The 24,132-nt window shown below is 35.1% G+C and carries 24 protein-coding genes; 10 read left to right on the forward strand and 14 right to left on the reverse strand.

What is annotated here, in order from left to right; translation table 11 throughout:
- Window positions 1-2: 2 nt before the first annotated feature.
- From AC0608_RS10210 to AC0608_RS10225, 4 genes are all read right to left on the reverse strand, one after another.
- Complete coding sequence (locus AC0608_RS10210; protein ID WP_478288989.1) at window positions 3-863, reverse strand: NAD(P)-dependent oxidoreductase; 861 nt, start codon at window positions 861-863, stop codon at window positions 3-5.
- Between the two features lie 165 nt (window positions 864-1,028).
- Entirely contained in the window at window positions 1,029-1,361 is a 333-nt protein-coding gene (locus AC0608_RS10215) for a hypothetical protein (protein WP_417960946.1), read from the reverse strand.
- Between the two features lie 138 nt (window positions 1,362-1,499).
- Entirely contained in the window at window positions 1,500-2,054 is a 555-nt protein-coding gene (locus AC0608_RS10220; protein WP_478288990.1) for an REP-associated tyrosine transposase, read from the reverse strand.
- A gap of 169 nt (window positions 2,055-2,223) precedes the next feature.
- Window positions 2,224-3,282 carry a hypothetical protein gene (locus AC0608_RS10225; RefSeq protein WP_478288991.1) on the reverse strand — a complete coding sequence of 353 codons (1,059 nt, stop codon included), beginning with the start codon at window positions 3,280-3,282 and terminating at the stop codon, window positions 2,224-2,226.
- Between the two features lie 446 nt (window positions 3,283-3,728).
- On the opposite strand from AC0608_RS10225, the gene AC0608_RS10230 reads away from it, so the two are divergent.
- A complete protein-coding gene (locus tag AC0608_RS10230; RefSeq protein ID WP_478288992.1) occupies window positions 3,729-5,135 on the forward strand; it encodes an APC family permease in 1,407 nt (468 codons plus the stop codon).
- A 327-nt stretch (window positions 5,136-5,462) separates the two neighbouring features.
- Here the strand turns inward: AC0608_RS10230 and AC0608_RS10235 are convergent, their stop codons facing one another.
- Complete coding sequence (locus AC0608_RS10235; protein ID WP_417960936.1) at window positions 5,463-6,911, reverse strand: glyceraldehyde-3-phosphate dehydrogenase; 1,449 nt, start codon at window positions 6,909-6,911, stop codon at window positions 5,463-5,465.
- Between the two features lie 157 nt (window positions 6,912-7,068).
- A complete protein-coding gene (locus tag AC0608_RS10240; protein WP_478288993.1) occupies window positions 7,069-8,469 on the reverse strand; it encodes a trypsin-like peptidase domain-containing protein in 1,401 nt (466 codons plus the stop codon).
- Window positions 8,470-8,606: 137 nt separating this feature from the next.
- Here AC0608_RS10240 and dapF point away from each other — a divergent pair, with 137 nt between their 5' ends.
- The 5 genes from dapF (at window position 8,607) to AC0608_RS10265 (ending at window position 12,723) form a co-directional block, all read left to right on the forward strand.
- Complete coding sequence (dapF, locus tag AC0608_RS10245; RefSeq protein ID WP_478288994.1) at window positions 8,607-9,389, forward strand: diaminopimelate epimerase; 783 nt, start codon at window positions 8,607-8,609, stop codon at window positions 9,387-9,389.
- A 17-nt stretch (window positions 9,390-9,406) separates the two neighbouring features.
- Complete coding sequence (locus AC0608_RS10250; protein ID WP_478288995.1) at window positions 9,407-9,940, forward strand: GNAT family N-acetyltransferase; 534 nt, start codon at window positions 9,407-9,409, stop codon at window positions 9,938-9,940.
- A gap of 87 nt (window positions 9,941-10,027) precedes the next feature.
- Complete coding sequence (gene mltG / locus AC0608_RS10255; RefSeq protein WP_417990301.1) at window positions 10,028-11,068, forward strand: endolytic transglycosylase MltG; 1,041 nt, start codon at window positions 10,028-10,030, stop codon at window positions 11,066-11,068.
- A gap of 2 nt (window positions 11,069-11,070) precedes the next feature.
- Window positions 11,071-11,985, forward strand: coding sequence for a DUF2279 domain-containing protein (locus AC0608_RS10260; RefSeq protein WP_478288996.1), 915 nt, complete (start codon window positions 11,071-11,073; stop codon window positions 11,983-11,985).
- Between the two features lie 96 nt (window positions 11,986-12,081).
- Window positions 12,082-12,723, forward strand: coding sequence for a peptidoglycan-binding protein LysM (locus tag AC0608_RS10265; protein WP_417960923.1), 642 nt, complete (start codon window positions 12,082-12,084; stop codon window positions 12,721-12,723).
- 68 nt (window positions 12,724-12,791) lie between these two features.
- Here the strand turns inward: AC0608_RS10265 and AC0608_RS10270 are convergent, their stop codons facing one another.
- The 5 genes from AC0608_RS10270 to udk form a co-directional block, all read right to left on the reverse strand.
- Window positions 12,792-13,310, reverse strand: a complete 519-nt coding sequence (locus tag AC0608_RS10270) for a hypothetical protein (RefSeq protein ID WP_417960921.1) — start codon at window positions 13,308-13,310, stop codon at window positions 12,792-12,794.
- Between the two features lie 295 nt (window positions 13,311-13,605).
- On the reverse strand, window positions 13,606-15,744 hold the full coding sequence (gene scpA / locus AC0608_RS10275; protein WP_478288997.1) for a methylmalonyl-CoA mutase: 2,139 nt from the start codon (window positions 15,742-15,744) through the stop codon (window positions 13,606-13,608).
- Between the two features lie 67 nt (window positions 15,745-15,811).
- Complete coding sequence (locus AC0608_RS10280) at window positions 15,812-17,176, reverse strand: methylmalonyl-CoA mutase subunit beta (RefSeq protein ID WP_478288998.1); 1,365 nt, start codon at window positions 17,174-17,176, stop codon at window positions 15,812-15,814.
- 125 nt (window positions 17,177-17,301) lie between these two features.
- Window positions 17,302-17,622, reverse strand: coding sequence for an FtsB family cell division protein (locus AC0608_RS10285; RefSeq protein WP_417960915.1), 321 nt, complete (start codon window positions 17,620-17,622; stop codon window positions 17,302-17,304).
- A 134-nt stretch (window positions 17,623-17,756) separates the two neighbouring features.
- A complete protein-coding gene (udk, locus tag AC0608_RS10290) occupies window positions 17,757-18,365 on the reverse strand; it encodes a uridine kinase (RefSeq protein WP_478288999.1) in 609 nt (202 codons plus the stop codon).
- A gap of 153 nt (window positions 18,366-18,518) precedes the next feature.
- On the opposite strand from udk, the gene AC0608_RS10295 reads away from it, so the two are divergent.
- The 4 genes from AC0608_RS10295 (at window position 18,519) to AC0608_RS10310 (ending at window position 20,901) form a co-directional block, all read left to right on the forward strand.
- Window positions 18,519-19,100, forward strand: coding sequence for a Crp/Fnr family transcriptional regulator (locus tag AC0608_RS10295; RefSeq protein ID WP_478289000.1), 582 nt, complete (start codon window positions 18,519-18,521; stop codon window positions 19,098-19,100).
- A 90-nt stretch (window positions 19,101-19,190) separates the two neighbouring features.
- Window positions 19,191-19,943, forward strand: coding sequence for a pirin family protein (locus AC0608_RS10300; RefSeq protein ID WP_478289001.1), 753 nt, complete (start codon window positions 19,191-19,193; stop codon window positions 19,941-19,943).
- A 46-nt stretch (window positions 19,944-19,989) separates the two neighbouring features.
- Window positions 19,990-20,520: a YceI family protein gene (locus AC0608_RS10305; RefSeq protein ID WP_478289002.1), complete on the forward strand. Its 531-nt coding sequence runs from the start codon at window positions 19,990-19,992 to the stop codon at window positions 20,518-20,520.
- Between the two features lie 69 nt (window positions 20,521-20,589).
- The gene (locus AC0608_RS10310; RefSeq protein ID WP_478289003.1) at window positions 20,590-20,901 is read left to right on the forward strand and encodes a response regulator; all 312 of its coding nucleotides are present in this window, start codon (window positions 20,590-20,592) and stop codon (window positions 20,899-20,901) included.
- A 118-nt stretch (window positions 20,902-21,019) separates the two neighbouring features.
- On the opposite strand, the gene AC0608_RS10315 is transcribed toward AC0608_RS10310, so the two are convergent.
- The 3 genes from AC0608_RS10315 to AC0608_RS10325 form a co-directional block, all read right to left on the reverse strand.
- A complete protein-coding gene (locus AC0608_RS10315) occupies window positions 21,020-21,901 on the reverse strand; it encodes an SDR family oxidoreductase (RefSeq protein ID WP_417990297.1) in 882 nt (293 codons plus the stop codon).
- Window positions 21,902-21,975: 74 nt separating this feature from the next.
- Window positions 21,976-23,103: a methionine aminotransferase gene (locus AC0608_RS10320; protein WP_478289004.1), complete on the reverse strand. Its 1,128-nt coding sequence runs from the start codon at window positions 23,101-23,103 to the stop codon at window positions 21,976-21,978.
- A gap of 163 nt (window positions 23,104-23,266) precedes the next feature.
- Window positions 23,267-23,800, reverse strand: a complete 534-nt coding sequence (locus tag AC0608_RS10325; RefSeq protein ID WP_417960898.1) for a hypothetical protein — start codon at window positions 23,798-23,800, stop codon at window positions 23,267-23,269.
- Between the last annotated feature and the right edge of the window lie 332 nt (window positions 23,801-24,132).

The following is a 24,132-nucleotide window of genomic DNA, read 5'->3' on the forward strand; positions in this document are numbered from 1 at the left end:
TCTCAATGCTTTTTCAAACTACTTATAATCGCCATAACATCTTGATCGCCCAATCCTTCTTGTTGTGCTGCAGCATAACTGTCGTACAAAGGATGTATCAATGGGGAATCGAGTCCGGCCTCTTTGGCCAGTCTTAAATCTTTGACTAAATGTTTCAAAGCAAATGCTGCCGGATAGGAATCGTTCAAAATAGAAGGTGTTTTGATATTCGTAATTCCGTTGCCACATGCGCCTTGATTGATGATGTTGAGCATGTCTTCTTTGCTTACGCCGTTTTTCTCGGCAAATAAAACCGTTTCGGCTACTCCTTGAAGGTTCAATCCTAATAGGTAATTGATGGCTAATTTAGCTGAACTCGCCACGCCAGGCCCGCCTACGTGAATCGCAATTTTACCCAAAACGTCAAATATGGGTTTGGCTACTTCGTAATCTTCATTCGAAGCGCCCACGAGAATAACCAAAGTTCCGTCTTGTGCCGGTTTTACACTTCCAGAAACGGGAGCATCTATAAAATGTACCTGATGTTGGTTGCAAATGGTGTTTAAATAACGCGAGGTTTCCGGAGCAACCGTACTCATATTGATGATGGTTTTTCCAGGATTAGTTTTAGACAATAAACCAGTTGGTCCTTCAAAAACTTCTTTGACAGCTGCGTCATTGGATAACATGGTCAAAACTACGTCACAGGTTTCCATTAGTTCTTGTAAACTGCTTGCTGATTTTGCTCCTGCAGCCAGTAATGGGGCTTCTTTATCTTTGGTGCGATTGAAAACGGATACTTCAAAACCTGCTTTGAGTAGATTCATCACCATTGGGTTTCCCATGTTGCCAAGGCCAGTCCATCCTAATTTTAATGTATTCATAATTTTTAGTGCTAAATGATACGTTTCCTGTTTTGGTGTTAAAGCTATACTAACATCAGGAAAGCGACACTAAAGTACGTTTAATTTCTGGGAAAGAAACATAAAATTGCGAGTCGAACGGATTATTAACATCCAAGCGAACGGGTTTTATAAATTCAGGTATTCCTAAAGTAAATTTAGAAGTTTAGAGAGTGCGATTCCTGTAGCGACCCCAATTAGCATCCAAAAATATCTTTGTTTTTTGTCTATTTTTACAAATTGTTCCTGGAGTAATTCACCATTTTCTTTCAATTCAAGTTTGATTTCTTTTTTGTCGAATTGTTTGTATTTGGATTCTAATATTAAATCTCTGGCGTGTAGTTTTATTTCATGGGTAATTCCAGAAAAAGAAAACTTTTTAGAAATTATTTTTCCATTCAGTAAAACACTTTCAATTCCAAAAATAGAATTCCAGAATTCTATTTTATTCGAGTCAATGTTGAATTCAGCGTATTTCATTTTGTTTTGATGTTTATATAATGTTGTGTAATATGCTTTTTTTAAATCAAATTAAGCTCTGTTTTCGGTCTGCCAGATCATCCATAATGCAAAACCAATACGATAGCGCGGATTTGCAATCCGTGCCCGTAACGAATATCAAAATATTTCTAATATAAGTACTTCTAATTCACTTTCTAAACTGGCATAATTTCTGGCGGAACTAAAATAATAATCTTCTGGTACAGAAACTATTTTATCTTTAACGGGGTTGTTATGGATGTATTCTACTTTTTCTTTGATAAACGAATTGCTAAATATATGTTCTGCATGATAACCATCTTGCCATACTTTATAGTGTTGTTCTTTTTTTAAATGTTCACATGATTTTTTAAAATAATCCAACAGCCATTCTCTTCTGCTTTCTGGTTCCTCTTTTATTGTTTGTATTATTTTTTTGGAAGTAAACTTTTTAAAATCCCGAATTATGTCAGATAAAATGAAATCATTTGTTGCTTTACAAAATAAATGTAAATGACTACTCATTAAACAATACGCATAAATTTCTAAACCTTTATGTGCTTGGCAATGTTTTAAAGAATCGGTTATGATAAATTTTTGATTTGGTCTAGTAAATATATCAACCCAACCTACAGTGGTTATTGTGATAAAAAAAGCTTCTTCTGTAGTTGTGGCTTTGTATTTAGTAGACATCGTTTTTTTTAATTTTATGGGAGAATTTAATTTATTTAGCGAATCTCTGGAACACCCAATATATTAGTTACACTTCTAATTTTTAAATTGTTTTATTCTCTTTGTGGGCACGGATTGCAAATCCGCGCTATCGTTGTCCGAAAATTAGATATCCGCGCTATCGGGGTTTTTACTTTTCGTGCTTAATAAAATCACCATTTTCATCAAATAAATAATTTCGTTTTCCTTCTTCTAATTCTTTCAAAACTTTATCTCGATTTTCTACGTCTCCAATCATTGGCTCAACATAATATTTCAAAAATTGGCCTGGTGATACAAATCGTTTTTCCTCGTCTAGTAAATATAGAGTTTCTGGAACAGTTGCTTTTATTCGATATTCACCTTGATAAGTTATTACAGATTTATATACTGGCCTTTCTTTTAAACTTAAATTTATAAAGTTTAAATGAGCAACTATTTCTCTTAATTGAAAAGGGGATAATGGTGCATTAATCCTTTTTATTTGCTCCATAAAAATTGTAGAACTTGCACAAGAATCGTTTAACACTGATATAATAGTGAATTCCCCCAATTGCAACATTATGGCTTTTCCAGCTTGACTATCAATAAAGTCAAAGCCACCAAATCTATCAACTACCATAGCTGGTAGAATAAATATTGTTCCATAAACGTTACTATCTATTTTTGCCTTGGTGTAGTGACTCCTTGCAACACAATGAATATGATGAATATCTTCCCAATAATAGTCATCGGATAAAAATCCAGCATTAATTCTAGTGTCTCTTTCTGCGAGTAATAATTTGTCTTTCAAATGAGTTTTTAGAAATATTAGACTCAACCATTTAAATAAAAAATGAACAATTTTTGGATCTTTATTTATTTCTGTGACAATATCATTATAGGATTTACCCAATAATTCACTGATCGGTTCTTCATAAGTTTTACCTAATTCAGAATTACAGTCCTTACAACAAGGAACTTTATACTGACTATACTTGAACTTAGAGCCGTTTGGCAAGGTTACGTATTCCTTATGAAGTTTGTGCTTTCTTAAAATCCAATCGGGAATAATGTGTTCATCATTAAATTCTTTAGAGTCTGGTTTTGCTCCACAAATGAAGCAACAATCACCATTAGCTATATCATCTAAAAAATGCTTAAGACCAAAGAAAACAATTTCTCCTTTTCCGTTTATTATCGTTTTACTTATGTTCGGTTCTTTTTCCAAATTCTTTTCGGTTCTGTTTTAAAATTCTGGCAACTAGTATATAGGCGAAACAAACCTTCGTATATACACCCAAAATCAGGTAGATTGTCGCTATTGATTTTCTTTTTTATATTTCTCAAATATATTCAATTTTTCTTACAATTTTCCTTAAAAAGATAAACGTTTAGTTATTGCGGTTTGCGTGAGGGAGTGAAGCGGCATCCTTTATTTTCTTTCTTTAAGAAAATAAAGATACAGCGTACCGCCCGCCCCAAAGTGGCGAGGAGGAACGACAAATCCACTGAAGGGTCACGCCCAAATGAACAATCGGTTTATTAATTCTCACGCTATACTCTTGTCTCTTGTTTCTATATTCTTCAGTCTAAACTTCTCACTTTTATCCTCCCTTTTATGAAATTTCCAAAAAAAGTATATCTTTAGCCAACAAAAAACCAAAAAGTCACTTTATGGAAGACCAAAAACCAGACGATTTTAAAAGAGAATTAGGATTACTCGACGGAACCATGCTTGTGGTGGGTTCTATGATAGGTTCCGGGATATTTATTGTCAGCTCCGATATGGTTCGCCAGTTGGGATCAGCTGGTTGGTTGATTGCTATGTGGGTGCTCACGGGTACCATTACGGTGATTGCCGCCGTGAGTTATGGCGAGTTGAGCGCGATGTTTCCTAAAGCGGGGGGTCAATATGTGTACATCAAGGAAGCTTACGGGAAACTGGTGGGTTTCTTGTACGGTTGGAGTTTCTTTGCCGTGATTCAAACGGGTACCATTGCTGCCGTGGGTGTGGCTTTTGCTAAATTTGCCGCCTATTTGTATGCACCTTTAAGTGATAAAAATATTTTATGCGAGATCGGGGATTTCAAACTCAATGCGGCTCAGATTGTTTCTATTTTTACGATTATTTTGCTGAGTTACATCAACAGTCGTGGGGTGAAAAACTCGAAGATTTTACAAACAGTTCTAACGGTTATCAAAATTTTATCGTTGGCAGGTTTGATTATTTTTGGTTTTATGGCTGCCAAAGCGGAAGTTTGGGATGCGAACTGGACGAATGCTTGGACGTCACAAACACTGAATGTAGACACGGGTTCGTGGTTGCCCATCAGCGGAACGGCTTTGATATCTGGAATTTCGGCAGCCTTAGTGGGTTCAATGTTTTCTAGTGTGGCTTGGGAAGGAGTAACTTTTATCGCTGGCGAAATAAAAAATCCAAAACGCAACGTAGGATTGAGCTTGTTCTTAGGTACCTTAATCGTGAGTGTGATTTATATTTTAGCTAATATTATGTATTTGGCGGTAGTGCCATTGTATGAAATTGCTACGGCAGAATCGGATCGTGTCGCTGTTGTGGCTTCGCAAAGTATTTTTGGTTCAGTCGGAACATTGATTATTGCTGTGATGATTATGATTTCGACTTTTGCCTGCAACAACGGATTGATTATGGCGGGAGCCAGAGTATATTATACGATGGCGCAAGACGGTGTTTTCTTCAAGAAAGCGGCTGAATTGAATCATGCCAGTGTTCCGGCTTGGTCTATCTGGGCGCAGTGTATCTGGGCTTCGGCGTTGTGTCTTACGGGAAAATACGGAGATTTATTGGATTTTGTGGTTATCATCGTTTTGATATTTTACATACTTACTATCTTGGGAATATTTATTCTGCGCAAGAAAATGCCAAATGCCGAAAGACCATATAAAGCTTTTGGATATCCATTTTTGCCAGGATTATACCTTATTATTGCCTCGGCAATTTGTATTGCTTTGTTGTATACAAAAACCAGTACAAGTGGATGGGGAGTTTTGATAATGTTGATTGGGATACCGGTGTATTATTTGACAAAAGCTAAGGAGTAGTTTTTAAGTTATGAGTTATTAATTATGAATTTATGGCTTTATTATATCATTTATGAATTCAAAATAGTCGAACCTAAAGGAACTTATATTCCTTATATGTTTAAAAAGACTCGTAATTAATTTATGTTCAAGATTTTTTTAAAATCAGTGAAAATCCCCTTAATTTGTGTTCCAATAGGGTAGAATAAAACCTAAAACAAAAAAATCCGTCTCGTTTTATAACGCGACGGATTTTTTATTTAATCCAGGTTGGGCTGCTGTTAATACAATCTAAAACTAAAACTAAAAATTACAACTACTTGCAACCCATAACCTGTAAGCTGTATGCTAGTAGTACGTGAATCGTCTTACTTTGGCAATGTATTTTGCTAATCGGATGACTTGGTGGCTGTAGCCGTACTCATTGTCGTACCAAATGTATAGTACGATATTTTTTCCATCGGCAGAAACGATTGTGGCATTACTGTCATAAATAGCAGGAGCTGAGGTTCCTACAATATCCGAAGAAACCAATTCGTTATTCAAAGAATATTTGATTTGCTCTACTAATTCGCCTTCCAAGGCATATTTTTTCATGATAGCATTGATCTCTAAGAGCGAAGTTTCTCTCGATACTTCAAGATTCAAGACCACCAAAGAACCGTTAGGAACCGGCACCCGAATCGCATTGGAAGTTAATTTCCCGGCAAGGCTTGGTAATGCTTTTGCAACTGCGCTTCCTGCACCCGTTTCGGTAATGACCATGTTTAATGCGGCTGCTCTTCCGCGACGGTATTTTTTGTGCATATTATCCACAAGATTCTGGTCGTTCGTGTAGGCATGTATGGTTTCCAAATGTCCTTTGACAACACCCAAAGTATCTTCAACAACTTTCAGGATTGGTGTGATTGCATTGGTTGTGCAGGATGCTGCCGAAAAGATGTTAATTTCGTCTGGATTGTATTCATTTTGGTTTACACCATGAACAATATTAGGAACTCCTTTTCCAGGAGCTGTAAGCAAAACTTTATCTACACCTTTAGAAACTAAATGCCGGCTCAAGGCTTCGTGTGTTGTAAAGGCACCAGTATTGTCAATGACTAAGGCTCTATCAATACCAAAATGGGTATAATCTATTTCTTCTGGAGCATTTGCCGTGATGATGTGAACGGTAGTTCCATTGATAATCAGAGCATTGTTTTCAGGATCAGCCGTTACAGATCCTTGAAAATCACCGTGAATAGAATCATAACGCAACAAGGAGGCTCTTTTTTCAAGTGTGGTAGCGTCATTTTTGTCACGGGTCACAATTGCTCGCAACCGCAATTGACTTCCTTTTCCAGTCTTAGACATTAATTCGCGGGCTAATAAGCGTCCTATACGTCCAAAACCATACAGCACAACATCTTTCGGATGAATTTCCTCTGAGTTTTTGGCGTTTTTTAATTTGTCTATCACAAAATATTTAGCATCAGGATATTTATCCTCTTCTAAACCATATTCATACGTAAGTTTACCAATGTCGAGTTTTGCGGGTGGTAAATTCAATTCTAAAATAGCTTTTGCAATTTTAACCGAATCAAACACAGAAATGGGTTTGCCTACAAACTCGGCCGCATATTCATGCAGGTTGATAATGTCACTGACATTTCTATCAATTAATTGATTTCGGAATAAAACCATTTCTATGGATTTATCATACCATAAATCGCTGATTATTTTAATCAGTTTTACTCCTGCACGTCGCCTGTCGGCCTGAAAAGAAACTTCCTTTTCGTATAAAGTTGTGATTGCCATGTTGAAAATTTAATGAAAATAAGTAATTGTATTTTTTAAAATTTGCGCAAAAATACCCATTTCAATCGATTTCGTAACGCATTTTGCGATTTATTTATAAAATAAAAAAGCCACCTTGTTTTTTCAAGATGGCTTTGATTTTTAAAATTAGAGTAACTTATAGGATTACGCGAAGTACCTCCCCATTTTTAGTGATCATTTCGATACGTACCGTTTGATTTTCCTCTTTTTTGTTCAAAAGTTTAGCGACTGTTTCAATATCTGTCGCTTTTACATTGTCAATGCTCAGGATGATGTTTCCTCTTAACTCAGCATCATATTGTTTTAAATTTTCAGCAGTGATGGATTTGATTTTTACCCCATAATCAATTTTGAATTTCTTTTTGTCAGCAGCATCAATGTTCTCTAATTCAATTCCTTTAAATTCCGTACTAAAAAATTCATTTTTGCTTAAAATTACAGGAATCATTTTTGTCTTCCCTGCTCTAATATAAGTAACTTGAACTTTATCATTTGGTCTTTTAGTATTGATATATCCGGAAAGATCAGCAAAAGTAGCTACGTTTTGTTCGTCTAGTTTGATAATGATATCTCCTTTAGTAAGACCTGATTTTTCCGCACCGGAATGTTGGGTAACCTTATTTATATAGAATCCTTGGGTTTGGGAAATTCCCAATTCTTTCGAGGCAGTTCCGTTTAACTCGCCCCCCTCAACACCCAAAATTCCGCGTTGAACATTACCAAATTCCATAAGGTCTTCGATGATTTTTCGCGCAATATTCGAAGGTACGGCAAACGAATACCCTACATAAGAACCTGTCATGGAGGAAATCATGGTGTTGATGCCTATTAATTCTCCCCTTGTGTTAACCAAGGCACCACCACTGTTTCCTGGGTTTACGGCAGCATCTGTTTGTATAAAAGACTGTATTCCACTAGTGTCTAAGTCTCGGGCCTTTGCCGAAACAATTCCTGCAGTTACTGTTGAAGTCAGATTATAGGGATTTCCAACAGCCAAAACCCATTCGCCGACTTTCACCGAATCAGAATTGGCAAAAATGGTGTACGGTAACTTTTCCTCTGTATCAATTTTCAACAAAGCAATATCCATTTTAGAATCGGTACCGATAAGTTTTGCCTGATATGATTTTTTGTTGTTTAAGGTAATTTCAATTTCAGAGGCCCCTTTGATTACGTGATTGTTCGTTACGATATAGCCATCTTCAGAAATAATGACTCCGGAACCGGTTCCCACTTGTTCTTGGGATTGCCCCCCTTTGTACCCATAAAAATATTCTAGCATAGGATTGGTTATGGTTCTGCGGGAAACGTTTTTAACATGCACAACCGTATGGATTGTTTTCTCTGCAGCTTCAGTAAAATCAATAACTTCTGCTGACAATCCTACTTTTTTACCGTAGGAATCAGATGCTACTGTCACCGCCGAACTTTTTTCATTAGAAAAATATCCATTGGTGTCAAAGAATACTTTGTAAGCACCTAGTGTTACCACTCCGCTTAATAAAGAAACCAAAAAAAGAGTTGAAAATTTTTTCATAATAAAGTTTGTTTTTATGATATCCACATGTAAAAATAAAACTAAATTGCTTTTTTAAAATACTCTTTAACGCTCTTTAACAATGATTAACATTTCATTAATAGTTCGTACTTTTGTTGGACTTAATTATAACTATAATGCTACTAGAATTTTATAAATACCAGGGAACGGGGAATGATTTTGTAATGGTGGATAACCGTTTGGGTTTTTTTCCAAAAGAAAATACGAAGCGCATTGCGCATTTATGTGACAGACGCTTTGGTATAGGTGGCGATGGGCTTATTTTATTAGAAAATGACGCAGAAACTGACTTTAAAATGGTCTATTACAATTCTGATGGCAATCAAAGTTCCATGTGTGGTAACGGTGGCAGGTGTTTAGTGGCTTTCGCCAAAAAGCTGAACGTAATTCAAAACAACACTACTTTTATCGCAACAGATGGTGTGCACCACGCTACAATTACGGAGGATGGATTAGTTTCGCTACAAATGATTGATGTTGCTGAGGTAAAAGTGAGTGACGATCATGTGTTTCTGAATACTGGTTCGCCACATCATGTGCAGCTGGTGGATGATTTAGAAAATTATAACATTAAGAAAAACGGAGCAGCGATTCGATACGGTGATTTATATGGAGAAGTAGGTAGTAACATTAATTTTGTCAAACAAATTGACGATACCACTTTTTCGCTCAGAACCTATGAACGAGGCGTAGAGGACGAAACGCTTTCATGCGGAACAGGAGCCACAGCAGTGGCTATTGCAATGAATGTCTTAGGAAAAACAAAGGCCTCTTCGATCGACTTAAATGTTGAAGGTGGAAAATTAGTCGTTTCTTTTGATAAAAAAGAAGGGCAATTTACCCGAATTTTTCTGAAAGGACCAGCAGAATTTGTATTTAAAGGGACTATTGATCTATAAATAATATTCCAAATAAAATGAAAACATTAAATGGGGATTCAATCTATATCCGCGCATTAGAACCCAATGATTTAGAGTTTGTTTATGGGATTGAAAACGATCAGAGCATTTGGGAAGTCAGCAATACTCATACACCTTACAGCCGGTTTTTAGTCAAGCAATATTTAGAAAATGCCCATCAGGATATTTATGAAGCCAAGCAATTGCGATTGGCGATTTGTCAGGATCAGGATTTTCCTGCCTTGGGTCTAATCGATTTATTTGATTTTGATCCCAAGAATAATAGGGCTGGTGTTGGTATTGTTATTCAAGCGAAAGAAAATAGAAAACAGAATATTGGGTCAGAAGCATTGGAGCTATTAATACAATATGCTTTTTACAATCTTAATTTACATCAATTGTATGCAAATATAGGTACCGAAAATGAAGCAAGTAAAGCTCTTTTTACTAAATTTGGATTCGAATTGATCGGTGTAAAAAAAGAGTGGACCTTTGTAAATGGTAAATACAAAGACGAAGCGATTTTTCAATTGATTAATACTGAATTTTAAACGCTTTAGTTTTGATTCACGACCCTTTCAAAAACAAATAAGACACAAAGAATAGTTGTGTGCTATACCTATAAAAAAATAACACTTATGAATATTAAGAAAATTATCACAATCGTATCAGTAGTTTTGATAACTATATTAATGATTTACGGATTGGTTATTTTACGCCAGATCTTTTCTTCGAATACAAAATTTTCGGAAAAAGAAGTCTTTATTTTTATTCCAACAGACGCTAAATACGAGGAGGTCAAAAAAATAGTGGCACCATATATTGAGAATTTAGAACGTTTTGAAATGGTAGCTAATAAAAGAGGCTATATTGATAATGTTATACCAGGTCGTTTTTTATTCAAAAAAGGAATGAATAGTTATGAATTGGTAAAAACATTGCGACTTAATTCACCGGTAAAACTGGCATTCAACAACCAGGAACGTATAGAAAATTTAGCAGGGCGAGTTGGCTCTCAGATTGAAGCGGATAGTTTATCCTTATTGACTACATTCAAAGATTCTATTTTCTTACAGGAAAATGGTTTTAATGAGGAAAACATTTTAGCGATGTTTATCCCAAATACCTATGAGATTTATTGGAATACAACAGCTGAAAAATTCCGAGATAAAATGATTAAGGAATATCGTAATTTTTGGAATAAGGAAAGAGTAGCAAAAGCTCAAAAACAAGGACTCACTCCAATTGATGCAACAATTTTAGCTTCGATAGTTCACAAAGAGTCAGTAAAAAAAGACGAAAGACCTAGAATAGCCGGGGTATATTTGAATCGTTTGAGAGCTGGAATGCCACTTCAAGCTGATCCAACCGTTATTTACGCTATAAAAAAGAAAGCAGATGATTTTGATCAAGTGATTAAAAGAGTTTTCTATAATGATTTAACCATGGCGCATCCATATAACACGTATATGAATTTAGGACTTCCTCCAGGGCCTATTGCAATGCCCGATATCACAGCATTAGAAGCCGTTTTGAATCCTGAGAAGAATAATTTTATTTATTTCTGTGCCAGTGTGGAACGTTTTGGGTACCACGAATTTGCGGCTACTTTGGAAGAGCACAATAAAAACGCAAAAAAATATTCAGATTGGATCAACAGCCAAGGTGTGAAAAGATAGTGTTGAGAGTAAAAAAATTAGTTCTATTTTTATTCTTGTTTGGATTTCAAATTGGCTATTCACAAAATAAAGTAGAACGTTTTCTGAAACCTTCGGACTCTTTAAATAAAAAAAGGCAAAACGGAGTTGCTGTTGCTGAAGCAGTGCTTTTTGCAGGGACTTTGATAGGTTTAAACCAACTTTGGTATGCGGATTATCCCAAATCTGATTTTCATTTTATAAACGATAACTCAGATTGGCTTCAAATGGATAAAGCAGGACATGTGTTTTCGTCGTATCATTTAGGACGGTTTGGTGCTGAGATGCTAAAGTGGAGCGGTACTAGTGAAAAAAATCAATTGCTTTACGGTTCAGGTCTAGGTTTCGCATTTCTTACAGCTGTTGAGGTATTGGATGGTTATTCTTCTGAATGGGGAGCTTCGCCCGGAGATATTATTGCGAATGCATCTGGAACCGCACTTTACGTTTCCCAAGAATTAATATGGAAGGAACAGCGTATTATTCCAAAGTTTTCTTTCCACACCACACCCTATGCAAGATACAGACCCGAAGTATTAGGGAGTTCAGTATCAGAGCAAATTTTGAAGGATTATAACGGTCAGACATATTGGTTGTCAGTTAATCTGCATTCTTTTGCTAAAGAGTCAATAGTACCAAAATGGCTCAATTTAGCGATAGGGTACGGAGGCGAAGGAATGGTTACTGCAAGCAAAGGGAACACCCATCCATTCTTGGCGATGAGTCCCGAGCGATTTAGACAATTTTACTTAAGCATTGATGTCGATTTGACTAAAATTAAGACCAATTCTTCTTTATTAAAGACTGTCTTTTCTGTTTTTAATACCGTTAAAATTCCTGCACCAACAATTGAATTTGTGCGTTTTAACGATGTAAAATACCACTTCATCTATTTTTAGAAAAGTTTAACTAACTGATTATCAGCATTATTATTTTTATTGTATCTTTGCCCGTAGAAATTTCACAACGGGACAGCGTTTGAAGAAAAACAATTTATGATAAAGAAATGGTATTTTTATACAAGTTTGACTGTAATAACAGTTTTTTTGAGCTCAGGTTTTAGACCTTTTAATTTAGAAACCAACCCATGGTTTCTTATCAATGAAGAAGATGGAACACACTACTTATATCCATCAGAAGAACAAGGCGAATACACGAATTTGAATATCCCTTTTACTGGAAATTTCTTTATAGGCTTTAAAGAGGCTATAGGTTATAGAGAATCGGAAAGTAAATATAAAAAAATCAATTCTCTGGGCTATATGGGAAAATACCAGTTTGGTATTGAAACATTAAAATCAGTTGGAATATCCAATCGCTCCGCTTTCTTGAACAGTCCAGAACTACAAGAAAAAGCATTTTTGGCTCTTTTAGCGAAGAATAAATGGGAGCTAAAAAAAGAAATCGAAAAATACGAGGGTACTATTTTAAATGGAATTCAGATAACGGAGTCTGGAATATTAGCTGCTGCGCATCTTGGAGGTGCAGGATCCGTAAAAAAATACTTTAAAAATAAAGGTCAACGTAATTTTAGAGATGCTTATGGCAGTTCTTTAAGAAGCTACATGAAAATGTTTGGGGGCTATGATACTTCTTTTATTGTGGCGGATATCAATGCAAAAGTTAATAATAAATAATTTATTTTACATAATATAAAAAATAGGCTGTCAAAACATTTTGGCAGCCTATTTTTATTAAAATTAGATTATTTTTCTTTTAGAATTTGTCCATCAGGACGTACCACTAGTTTCATGGTCTCTTTATCTTTTTTAATTTTAATGTTGTATTGTTTTTTGATGATGTCTCCATCTTCCTGTGTATAAAGAAAACTATCATTTACAATAGACCATCCAGGATAAGTTCTGTAAATAGAATAGATAACTTCACTAGGTAGTTTTACGTTTTTAAAATTCTCAACTACACGAACTAATTTTCCGTTTTCATTATAAGTTGCTGTTAAAGATCCGTTTTTCACTTCCATTACTACTAGGTATTCTTCAAAACCTTCCGCATCTTTTCCTAAATCATAAGCAATGAATTTTTCTTCAACCATTTTAACTCTTTGATCTGGATTATTATCGGGTATATAAACGGAAAAATCAGATCCAACTCTTTTAATTACCACTCCGGGTAACTCTTCAATTTTAATTTTACCTTTTTCAGTTTCTTGGGAATAGGACATTATTGTAAAACTTAAAAAAAGTAAAATGATAAATGATTTCATAATATTTAGTTTTAAATTAATAAATAAATAAAGCATATCATTTTATTAATAGAATAACCTAAAAATCAGTATTATAAAAGGCCTATAATTTAGTAAATAAAAAATATGCTTATGTAAATTTAGCAATTTTATGAAGTTATTACCGTTAATGCATCCATTATTTTATGTTAATAATAGGAGCTAAATGATCTTTTTTTTAATAGGAATATTATATTTTAAATTGAATTATATAAAAAAAACACCAACCTTTTGATTGATGTTTTAAATTATAAAGTCAAGTTATTTATACCGTGTTTTATTCAAAAGTTTCCATTAAAATTTCTAATATTTTAATAGCAGCCTCACTTATTTTTGTACCCGGTCCAAATACAGCTACGGCGCCAGCATCAAATAAAAACTGATAATCCTGTGCTGGAATCACCCCTCCCACAACCACCATGATGTCTTCGCGTCCATATCTTTTAAGTTCTTCAATTACCTGTGGGACAAGCGTTTTATGTCCTGCAGCAAGTGATGAAACACCAAGAATATGGACGTCATTTTCAATAGCTTGTTTGGCAGCCTCAGCTGGGGTCTGAAACAGTGGGCCAATGTCAACATCAAAACCTACATCCGCATACCCAGTTGCCACAACTTTAGCGCCACGATCGTGGCCGTCCTGACCCATTTTAGCAATCATAATTCGAGGTCTGCGACCTTCTTTTTTAGCAAATTCATCTGCTAATAGTTTTGCTTTTTCAAAACTTTTGTCGTCTTTTATTTCTTTACTATACACACCGCTAAAGGATTTAATTTGTGCTTTGTATCTTCCAAAAACCGTTTCCAGTGCATCACTGATTTCTCCTAATGTAGTTCTGTTTCTGGCAGCTTCAACAGCAATTTCAAGTAAATTACCCTCGCCGGTTTGAGCACAAAGGATTAGTTTTTTTAGAGAATTTTGTACTTTTTCCGAATCTCTGCTTGCTTTAATTTGGTCTAATTGTTCCAATTGCTGTTTGCGAACCATTTGATTATCCACATCGAGAATCTGCAAGGGGTCTTCTTTTTCCAATCGGTATTGATTGACTCCTACAATAATATCCTGGCCACTGTCTATTCTTGCTTGTTTTCTGGCTGCGGCTTCTTCGATTCGTAGTTTTGGAATTCCGGATTCAATGGCTTTGGTCATACCGCCCAATTCTTCCACTTCTTCGATAAGTTTCCACGCATTTTGGGCAATCTCATTGGTTAAGCTTTCTACATAATAACTCCCAGCCCAAGGATCTACTGTTTTAGTGATTTTAGTTTCCTCTTGCAAATACAGTTGCGTATTTCTAGCAATTCTTGCAGAGAAATCTGTGGGTAAAGCAATAGCTTCATCCAAGGCATTAGTATGTAAAGATTGCGTTCCGCCAAATGCAGCTGCAGCGGCTTCTATGCAAGTTCGTGCCACATTATTGAAAGGATCTTGCTCTGTTAAACTCCAACCTGAAGTTTGGCAGTGAGTGCGCAAGGCTAATGATTTATCATCTTTTGGTTCGAATTGTTTGACCAGTTTTGCCCAAATCATTCTTCCGGCGCGCATTTTAGCAATTTCCATAAAATGGTTCATACCTATTGCCCAGAAAAAGGATAATCTGGGGGCGAATTCATCAATCTTCATTCCGGTTGCTAAACCCGTCCTGATGTATTCCAGTCCATCTGCAAGCGTATAGGCCAACTCAATATCAGCAGTAGCTCCAGCTTCTTGCATGTGATAACCCGAAATCGAAATGGAGTTGAACTTAGGCATTTTTTTGCTGGTGAATTCAAAAATATCAGCAATTATTTTCATCGAAGGTGTTGGTGGGTAAATATAGGTATTACGCACCATGAACTCTTTCAGAATGTCATTTTGTATCGTTCCGGAAAGTAATTCGGGTTTAACGCCTTGTTCTTCGGCAGCGACAATATAGAAAGCCATAATGGGCAAAACGGCGCCATTCATGGTCATGGAAACAGACATTTCGTCCAGTGGAATTTGGTCGAATAATACTTTCATGTCTTCTATTGAGTCAATCGCAACTCCCGCTTTCCCTACATCACCCACTACACGTTCGTGATCGGAGTCATATCCACGGTGTGTAGGCAAATCAAAAGCTATGGAAAGTCCTTTTTGACCTGCAGCAAGATTTCTTCTGTAAAAAGCATTGCTTTCTTCGGCAGTCGAAAATCCGGCATATTGACGCACGGTCCATGGTCGGCGCACATACATTGTTGCGTAAGGTCCACGCAAATTAGGTGCAAAACCAGCTCCAAAATCAAGATGGGTAAGATTCTGGATGTCTTGTGCGGAATAGGTTGGTTTTAGTTCGATTCCTTCGGCTGTTATAAATGGAGTAGTCACAGAACTATCATCCGCTATTTTGAACGTTGTGCTTTCTAATTTTATATGTTGTAAATCTTTTCTTTTCATTTCTTTAGTACCAAATTACACGAATTCTAATGGTTTTTTTATTTTGATTAGTCGAAACCTCTGAATATTATTCTAGACCAAGCCGTTCCTGCTCTATTTTTTCTGCTAGACGTTTTTCGATTATTGGTGTAATCAAGGTTTTTCTTGGTTTGACTTTTACAAAAGGGAACAGTTCTAAATCGTGTTTCATCTTATCCTGTTTGTTGGGATGTTTGTTGGTTCCTAATAAAATTTCTTTACCAGAATCAAATAATTCTTGTGCCGTATCAGCACTTTCCTGAATTTTTCTTTTGATGATTCCATCATTAAGCTGTTTAAGAAAGCCCCCATTTGCCTCGATATCTTTGAATAAAGCCAACGATTTCTCGGCTAATTGGTTAGTGATATTTTCTATATAATAACTGCCGTCAGCCGGATTATTGACTTTGTCAAAATAACTTTCATTTTTGAGAATTAATAGTTGATTTCGAGCAATTCGATCCCCAAATTCATTGTCTTTATGATAGAGCGAATCGTATGGTAAATTGGCAATAGCATTTGCTCCACCAATAATAGCACTCATGCATTCAGTAGTGGTGCGCAACATGTTTACATTGTAATCATACAGTGTTTTGTTTCGTTTTGTAGGCGAAACAATGATGTTGCAATCTAAGTTGTGATTGTATTCTTTGGCAATCAGATTAAAAAGTAATCGCAAAGCGCGCAGTTTTGCAATTTCAAAAAAGTAATTTGTCCCAACGGCAACTTCAAAAACAATCGGTTGATGAACAGCCTCAATTCGGTTGAAATATTCATTGGCATGCCCTAGACTATAGGCGATTTGCTGTACCATAGTAGCACCCGCATTTTGATATAAAGCGGCATTGATACTCAATAAAGAAAGAGTTGCCGTTTCTTTTGAAAGTAAATCCAGTGTTTCAAAATTATTTTTTTCTTTGGTTACAAACCAATTCCCGTCTTTGGCCAACTGTCCAATAGGATCCAGACTGCAGAAAATGGTAGTATTGTTTTTCTTTGCAAAGGCATCAATTTTTTTGACGAAATCGATTGAAATAAATCCCAGATTAAAATATACACTGACATTTTCTAAAGGTAATTTCTCAAGTAGGTAGGTAATGTCAATTGTTTCGTTTTCTATTGAAAACCGAAGGCTGTCTGCACCACGACTCAATGTGTCTAGGGCTCTTTCGATAGATTTGTCAACATCATAAACAAATATATTTTGGCAAATTCTGAATTGAGTTGCTTGCGTAGGCATCGGAAAAGTTTTGGTAAATTCATCTTTATGATAAAAAGGTTTTACCTGAATGTCTTCGGGTGAATTCCAAACTACCGTTTCATTATAATCGGCTCCACTGAGTTCAAATTGGATTTTTTGTTTCCATTGTTTGGAAGAAATGGGATTAAAATCATCGAAAAGATTTGTTGTCATTTTGTTTGTGGTTTTCCTAGTTCCAGCTTCGCCAAAGGGAAGTGAGCAGGAACAGGGTGTTGTATTTCAATAATTACTATAAATTGTACATTCCCTTCCTTTTAGGAAGGGTTGGGGATGTGATTTTATTTTTCAATAGTGTCGCCTTCAAATTCAATGATATAAATATCTTCACTATCTTTTTTCATATAGTATTTTTCGCGGGCGTATTTTTCTATTTGCTCTGAATTTTTTAATTGCTTGATATTCTCCTGATCCTTTTTTATTTCCTGTTTATAATAAGTAGCATTCTCTTCTAAATTTTCGATCTGTTTGTCTAAAACACGATGGCCAAAATAGGAATAGTTATCCAAAAAAATCATCCAAGTACAAAAAAACAACAGAACCCAAACGTATTTGTTACTCAATAATTTAAACCAAGATTTATCTTTATACGGATTTGTCATTTTATTTTTTTTAGCCCCGATTAAAGTGAAAATGCTTTGAGTGATGATGACGAAGGAAGATTCACCAACTTAAAGATTGAAACGGAAAGCGGGAAATAGCTTCAAATAATTAGTACGCTAAAATTACAATTAAATTATAGAATTTTTTGATTTATTACGGCACGTACCACATCAATCGCTACAGTGTTGTATTTGTCGTTTGGTATAATAATATCTGCAAATGCTTTAGTGGGTTCTATAAATTGTTCATGCATTGGCTTTAATGTTGTTTGGTATCGGTTGATTACTTCATGCATATCTCGACCACGTTCAGTGATATCGCGTTTCATACGGCGGATTAATCGTTCGTCAGAATCAGCATGAACGTATATTTTTACGTCAAATAATTCTCTTAATTCTGGATTTGCCAAGATTAAGATCCCTTCTACAATCATCACTTTTCTTGGATGTGTAAAAACAGTATCGTCTGTTCTGTTATGTGTTACAAAGGAATAAACAGGCTGATGAATGTTGTTTCCATCTTTTAATTCTTTAAGATGAGCGACCAATAACTCAAAATCAATGGCTCTTGGATGATCAAAATTTATCAACGCTCTCTCATCAAATGAAAGTCCATGGTTTTCTTTGTAATACGAATCCTGAGAGATGATTCCAACTTCAGTTTCTGGTAATTCATTCATAATTTGATGTACAACGGTTGTTTTTCCGCTTCCTGTACCACCTGCAATTCCTATAATGAGCATAAATTTTTTGTTATGTTTTTATCTGAACAAAAATAGGAATTTATTCGAGAGCAGTTTTTCTTTTTCTAACAAATATTGCTAATTTATTATATTTTTTGGACAGTAGTGATTGCCATTTTTTCTATCTTTATTTTTTAAAAATAATAATAAGCGGTGTATTCCCAAATAAATAAAAATATAAGCAGGTACGTCACTTTTACCCCAGAAGAATTAGCCCTGTTCCATTCTTTGTTGGAGTACAAAACCGTTCCGAAAAAAACTATTTTACTGCACGAAGGGGAGAATTGTAATTTTGAAGCCTTTGTGGTCAAGGGGTGTGTCCGGAAATATTATATTGATGCCAATGGCTTTGAGGTTATTCTTCAATTTGCTATAGAGAATGCTTGGGTCAGTGATATTTCTTTTAGCATTTATGAAGAGAAACCAAGTAGAGTATATATTGAAACCTTAGAGGATTGCGAGTTTTTTATGTTTAATCCTGAAAGTAAAGAATCCTTATTTATTCAAGCACCCAAGTTTGAACGTGCTTTTCGTATCTTGATGCAACGAAGCCTAGCGGCTACCCAAGATCGTTTGTTTAATACTATTTCTAAAACTGCCACTGAAAAATATTTAGAATTTTTAGAAAAATATCCAGCGCTTTCTCAGCGTGTTACCCAACATTACATCGCCTCTTATCTAGGAATTTCAGCTGAGTTTCTTAGCAAAATAAGAACCAAGATAGCCAAACACTAAATTTTCGTTATTTTTAATTTCTTGTCCTAGTTCAATGTAAGCGGGTTTTTTTTGAGCCAACTTTGTACTCTATTAATTAAGAAAATGACAATGGAAAATTCAAACAAAATAAAAGAGGAAGGATTAACTCATACCGTTTTACATAAAGCCAATACAAGAGGTCATGCCAATCACGGATGGCTAGAATCGTATCATACCTTTAGTTTCGCAAATTACCAAAATCCAGAGCGTATGAACTTTGGAGTATTACGTGTTTTGAATGATGACCGAGTAAATCAGGGAATGGGTTTTGGAAAACATCCGCATGATAACATGGAAATTATTTCGATACCGTTAGATGGAGATTTAGAACATCAGGACAGTATGGGGAATACAACTGTAATCAAACAAGGCGATATTCAAGTTATGAGTGCTGGTACCGGAATTTTTCATAGTGAATACAATAAAAATAAAGACCAGTTGGTTAAATTTTTGCAGATATGGATTTATCCAAATCAGAAAAATGTGACACCCCGTTATGATCAACTTACTTTGGATCTAGATGACCGTCACAATAGACTACAGCAAATTTTATCCCCAAATCCTGAAGACGAAGGGGTTTGGATTCATCAAGACGCTTGGTTTCATATTGGGAAATTCGATAACGATTTTTCTACTTTGTATGAATTGAAAAAATCAGGAAACGGAATTTATGCTTTTGTTTTAAAAGGAGATTTCACCATAGGCAAAATCGATTTAAAGGAACGTGACGGATTAGGAATTTGGGATACCAGTACTATTAAAATTATTGCTAATTCAGCCGATGCCGAAATCTTATTGATGGAAGTGCCAATGAAATTATAATCAAATAAATTAATAATAGAAATAACTAATAATAAATAAGAATACTATGTCATCAACAAAATGGGTAATTGACCCGACACACTCAGAAATTGGTTTTAAAGTGAAACACATGATGTTCACCAATGTTTCCGGTAAGTTTTCAAAATTCGATGCAACAATTGAAACCGAAGATACTAATTTTGAAAATGCAAAAATTGAATTCACTGGAGCGATTGATTCCATAACAACAGGGAATGCAGATAGAGATACTCATTTATTGAGTCCGGATTTTTTTGATGCAGCACAATTTCCTGAAATAAAATTTAGCGCTACTTCATTTACTAAAATCAAGGAGGGAGAATATCAATTGGTTGGCGATTTAACCCTACACGGTGTTACAAAATCAGTAAAATTAGCCACAGAATATGGTGGGTTATTGAAAGATCCTTGGGGAAATACTAAAATGGCACTAGCATTAGAAGGGAAAATTAACAGAAAAGATTGGGGATTAAACTGGAATTCAGCTCTTGAAGCTGGAGGTGTCTTAGTTAGTGATGAAGTTCGATTGAATATTGAATTGCAATTTATCAAACAATAAATTTTAGAAATAATAAAAGCATGGCTTAAAAATCATTTTTGAGTCATGCTTTGCTGTAAATGAAGGACGATGAAAACCATAAATATTTTATACATAGGAAGACATCTTGAAATTTCAGCAACTGTGGTCCGATTAATAAATGCGACTGATACTTGGTTTGGAGTAGGGGTACTGAATGATGAGGAGGCTAAGGGAATTTTTCTAAAAAATAATTTCTCCATAGTATTATTAGGCTCTGGAATTGAAGATGAAAGTGAAACTAATTTGTGTGATTTTTTCAAAAAACAAAATCCTAATATTATAATAGTTCAACATTACGGTGGCGGAAGTGGTCTGCTAAAAAGTGAAATTTTAGTTGCCTTGGACTGTAATAAGACATAAAAAGTTATTTTTAAACCATACGGAAATTAGGAAAAAGCACCTAATTTTTCTTAATTTCCGAATGGTTTAATTTTTAAAAATGATTATGTAAAAACAAAAAGTAGAGCTAATTAAAAACTTATTTGTTCTTTTTTGCCTTAATCATCATCTCTAATTGATCCCAAAGTTCTTCTGGGATTGCTTCCAAAATATTAAATTGCCCTGCTCCTTTCAACCACTCACCTCCATCAATCACTACAACTTCACCATTGACATAAGCGGAGAAATCAGAAACTAAATAAGCCGCTAAATTGGCTAATTCCTGATGGTCACCCACCCGTTTTAACGGTACTTTTTTAGCCATGTCAAATTTTTCTGCTAAATCTCCAGGCAACAATCGGTCCCAAGCCCCTTTAGTAGGGAATGGTCCGGGTGCAATCGCATTTGAACGAATTCCGTATTTTGCCCATTCAACAGCAAGGCTTCGGGTCATGGCCAAAACTCCAGCTTTTGCAGTGGCGCTAGGCACTACATAGGCAGAGCCAGTCCAGGCATAAGTTGTCACAATATTCAAAATGGTAGATGATTTTTGTTTAGTGTCAATCCAGTGTTTTCCAAAAGCAAGTGTGCAGTTTTTGGTGCCTTTTAAAACAATATCAATCACAGTATCAAAAGCATTAGCAGATAATCTTTCGGTCGGAGAAATGAAATTTCCTGCAGCATTATTTAGTAAAACATCTACTTTTCCAAAAGCTTTCAAAACTTCTTGCAGCATGTTTTCTACTTCTTCGTAATGACGTACATCACATTGAATCGGAAGACAAGTTCCGCCTGTTTCCGTTTCCAGTTCTGAAGCTGTATTTTTAAGCTTTTCTAAATCTCTGGAAGTGATGGCAACTTGCGCGCCCAATTCTAAGAAATATTTAGTCATAGCTTTTCCTAAACCACTTCCTCCTCCAGTTACTACTATCACTTTGCCTTGAAGTGCATCGTCACGTAACATTTTATCGGTATAATTCATAGTCTGATTTTTTTAATGTAAATGTAATAAAATAAATAGTATGCGTGCATAATAAAAAATTAAAAGCAATATTTTTATATGGCGCACAGTCTTTTAGCAGCTTCTTCCAGTGTTGCATTGTCTTTGGCAAAACAAAAGCGAATTAAATTGAGGTCTTTGCCATCTGCATAAAAAGTAGAGATAGGAATTGCGGCCACACCGTGTTCCTTTATTAACCGTTTGCAAAAATCAATATCATTCTCCTTTGATATGTTTGCATAACAAACTACCTGAAAGTAAGTTCCTTCACAAGGCAGTAGTGTAAAGCGGCTATCCTTTAATAATTTTCGGAAATAGTCTCTTTTTTCTTGATATAATTCTCCAATTTTATCAATGGATACTATGTCTAGATAGTCACTGATGGCAACCTGACAAATACTATTGACACTAAAAACTAGAAATTGATGTACTTTTTTAATTTCTGTCATAAGGTGTTCAGGTGCTACGAGATAGCCGATTTTCCATCCCGTTACATGGAAGGATTTTCCAAATGAAGATACCATAATACAGCGATGTAATATTTTTCCCCGAGTATGAGCTGAAATGTATTTTTGCTCGAAAGTGATGTGTTCATATACTTCATCTGATAGCACTACAATTTTAGAATATTTATCTAAAAGAACTTCCAATGCTTCAAAATCGGATTCACTTAGGATTTTTCCTGTAGGATTGTGCGGATTATTAATGATAATCATGCGGGTTTTGGGTGTGCAGGCTTGTTCTATAATTCCCCAATTTGGGGTGTAATCATCGTTTAATGCTACTCGAATCGGATGTGCGTTGCATAACAAAATAGGTGCTTCATAACAATCATAACTAGGGTCTAGAATAAGTACTTCCTCATTGGTTTGCACTAAAGCTAGAATAGTCGTAAAAATTCCTTGTGTGGCACCAGCTGTGATCAATAGCTCAGTTTCAGGTAGAACGCTCCTGTGGTATGAATGATTAATGAGTGTTGCAATTTTTGATAAAAGAGGCGGATATCCTGACATGGGAAGGTACTGGTGTGCATTTTTTGTAGCAAGAATGGAGACTAAATTTGTAAGCCTTTCGTCAACAGGAAAATTTGGAAAACCTTGTGACAGGTTAATAGCATTATACTCAGCTGCCATTTTTGACATGATAGTAAAAATACTCGTGCTGATATTTGGAAGTTTACTCATAATAAATGAACATAGATTGCTTCATAAATGTACTGTTTTTTACTGGAATTGTTTTTTAAAAGGAAAAGTTACAAAAATGATAGTTGATTACGATTGGTTATTATTTTTCTATGTGCAAAAAAGCCACCATAATGGTGGCTCTTTATAAATAAATTATTAAAGTTTAATTTTGACTAACAATTTCTCCTTTTGGAGTGACTACTAATTTGCGATTTTCTTTGTCTTTTTTTATTCGGATATTATATTCCTTTTTGATGATATCACCTTCTTTTTGAGAATACAAATATTTATCATTTACAATTTGCCAACCGGGGAATGCTTTATAAATAGAATAGATGACACTATTTGGTAATTTTATATTTTTATAATTCTCAACAACACTTGTTAGTTTTCCATTTTCATTATAAGTGGCAGTCAACGACCCTTTCTTGGTTTCCATAATAACTAAATAATTTTCGAAACCTTCAAAGTCTCTTCCTAAATCATAGGCTATGAACTTGTCTTCAATAGCTCTTACATTTGGATCGGGATTTCTATCTGGCAAGTATACAGAGAAATCCTTTCCTGCGCTTTTAATAACAACTGCGGGCAGTTCTTCCATTTTAATATTTCCTTGCCCAGATCCACTTATCTTTTCCTGTGCTAAGGATGCTGTAGTTATACTTAGAAAAAGTAAAACGAATTGATATGCTTTCATGACATTTTGCTTTAATTTATAATTTAATACACTTTTAGTAATGATTAAATAAATTCAGCAAGGCTTGTTTTTTTCTCCCCCTTTTATTTTATGAGTTATTTAAATCATTAGACTTAAAAACAGTAGTAGTTTTAGATTTTAAATTTATATTTAAAAAATGATTTTTGGGACAAGTAAAATTACCTCTTTTTAAGAAATAGGTGGGTTAATTTTTTTGTAAATAGTGTTAATTTAACAGGGCATTCTAAAGGCTTTTTTAGCAGGAAAATCCATTTCAATAGCTATTATGGGAGATCTGTAGAGATGTGTTTTAGAACAAAGTGCTTTGCAAG

The sequence above is a fragment of the Flavobacterium sp. GNP008 genome (assembly GCF_056428965.1).

What these genes read in the sequence shown, in the direction of transcription:
- AC0608_RS10220 (WP_478288990.1), bottom strand. Translation starts at nt 2,054, where the DNA reads ATGTCTACTAAATACAAAGCCACAACTACAGAAGAAGCTTTTTTTATC.
- AC0608_RS10250 (WP_478288995.1), top strand. Translation starts at nt 9,407, where the DNA reads ATGAAAACATTAAATGGGGATTCAATCTATATCCGCGCATTAGAACCC.
- AC0608_RS10210 (WP_478288989.1), bottom strand. Translation starts at nt 863, where the DNA reads ATGAATACATTAAAATTAGGATGGACTGGCCTTGGCAACATGGGAAAC.
- AC0608_RS10325 (WP_417960898.1), bottom strand. Translation starts at nt 23,800, where the DNA reads ATGAAAGCATATCAATTCGTTTTACTTTTTCTAAGTATAACTACAGCA.
- AC0608_RS10300 (WP_478289001.1), top strand. Translation starts at nt 19,191, where the DNA reads ATGGAAAATTCAAACAAAATAAAAGAGGAAGGATTAACTCATACCGTT.
- AC0608_RS10230 (WP_478288992.1), top strand. Translation starts at nt 3,729, where the DNA reads ATGGAAGACCAAAAACCAGACGATTTTAAAAGAGAATTAGGATTACTC.
- AC0608_RS10315 (WP_417990297.1), bottom strand. Translation starts at nt 21,901, where the DNA reads ATGAATTATACCGATAAAATGTTACGTGACGATGCACTTCAAGGCAAA.
- dapF (WP_478288994.1), top strand. Translation starts at nt 8,607, where the DNA reads ATGCTACTAGAATTTTATAAATACCAGGGAACGGGGAATGATTTTGTA.
- AC0608_RS10305 (WP_478289002.1), top strand. Translation starts at nt 19,990, where the DNA reads ATGTCATCAACAAAATGGGTAATTGACCCGACACACTCAGAAATTGGT.
- AC0608_RS10270 (WP_417960921.1), bottom strand. Translation starts at nt 13,310, where the DNA reads ATGAAATCATTTATCATTTTACTTTTTTTAAGTTTTACAATAATGTCC.
- udk (WP_478288999.1), bottom strand. Translation starts at nt 18,365, where the DNA reads ATGCTCATTATAGGAATTGCAGGTGGTACAGGAAGCGGAAAAACAACC.
- AC0608_RS10320 (WP_478289004.1), bottom strand. Translation starts at nt 23,103, where the DNA reads ATGAGTAAACTTCCAAATATCAGCACGAGTATTTTTACTATCATGTCA.
- AC0608_RS10215 (WP_417960946.1), bottom strand. Translation starts at nt 1,361, where the DNA reads ATGAAATACGCTGAATTCAACATTGACTCGAATAAAATAGAATTCTGG.
- AC0608_RS10280 (WP_478288998.1), bottom strand. Translation starts at nt 17,176, where the DNA reads ATGACAACAAATCTTTTCGATGATTTTAATCCCATTTCTTCCAAACAA.
- AC0608_RS10240 (WP_478288993.1), bottom strand. Translation starts at nt 8,469, where the DNA reads ATGAAAAAATTTTCAACTCTTTTTTTGGTTTCTTTATTAAGCGGAGTG.
- scpA (WP_478288997.1), bottom strand. Translation starts at nt 15,744, where the DNA reads ATGAAAAGAAAAGATTTACAACATATAAAATTAGAAAGCACAACGTTC.
- AC0608_RS10310 (WP_478289003.1), top strand. Translation starts at nt 20,590, where the DNA reads ATGAAAACCATAAATATTTTATACATAGGAAGACATCTTGAAATTTCA.
- mltG (WP_417990301.1), top strand. Translation starts at nt 10,028, where the DNA reads ATGAATATTAAGAAAATTATCACAATCGTATCAGTAGTTTTGATAACT.
- AC0608_RS10285 (WP_417960915.1), bottom strand. Translation starts at nt 17,622, where the DNA reads ATGACAAATCCGTATAAAGATAAATCTTGGTTTAAATTATTGAGTAAC.
- AC0608_RS10265 (WP_417960923.1), top strand. Translation starts at nt 12,082, where the DNA reads ATGATAAAGAAATGGTATTTTTATACAAGTTTGACTGTAATAACAGTT.
- AC0608_RS10235 (WP_417960936.1), bottom strand. Translation starts at nt 6,911, where the DNA reads ATGGCAATCACAACTTTATACGAAAAGGAAGTTTCTTTTCAGGCCGAC.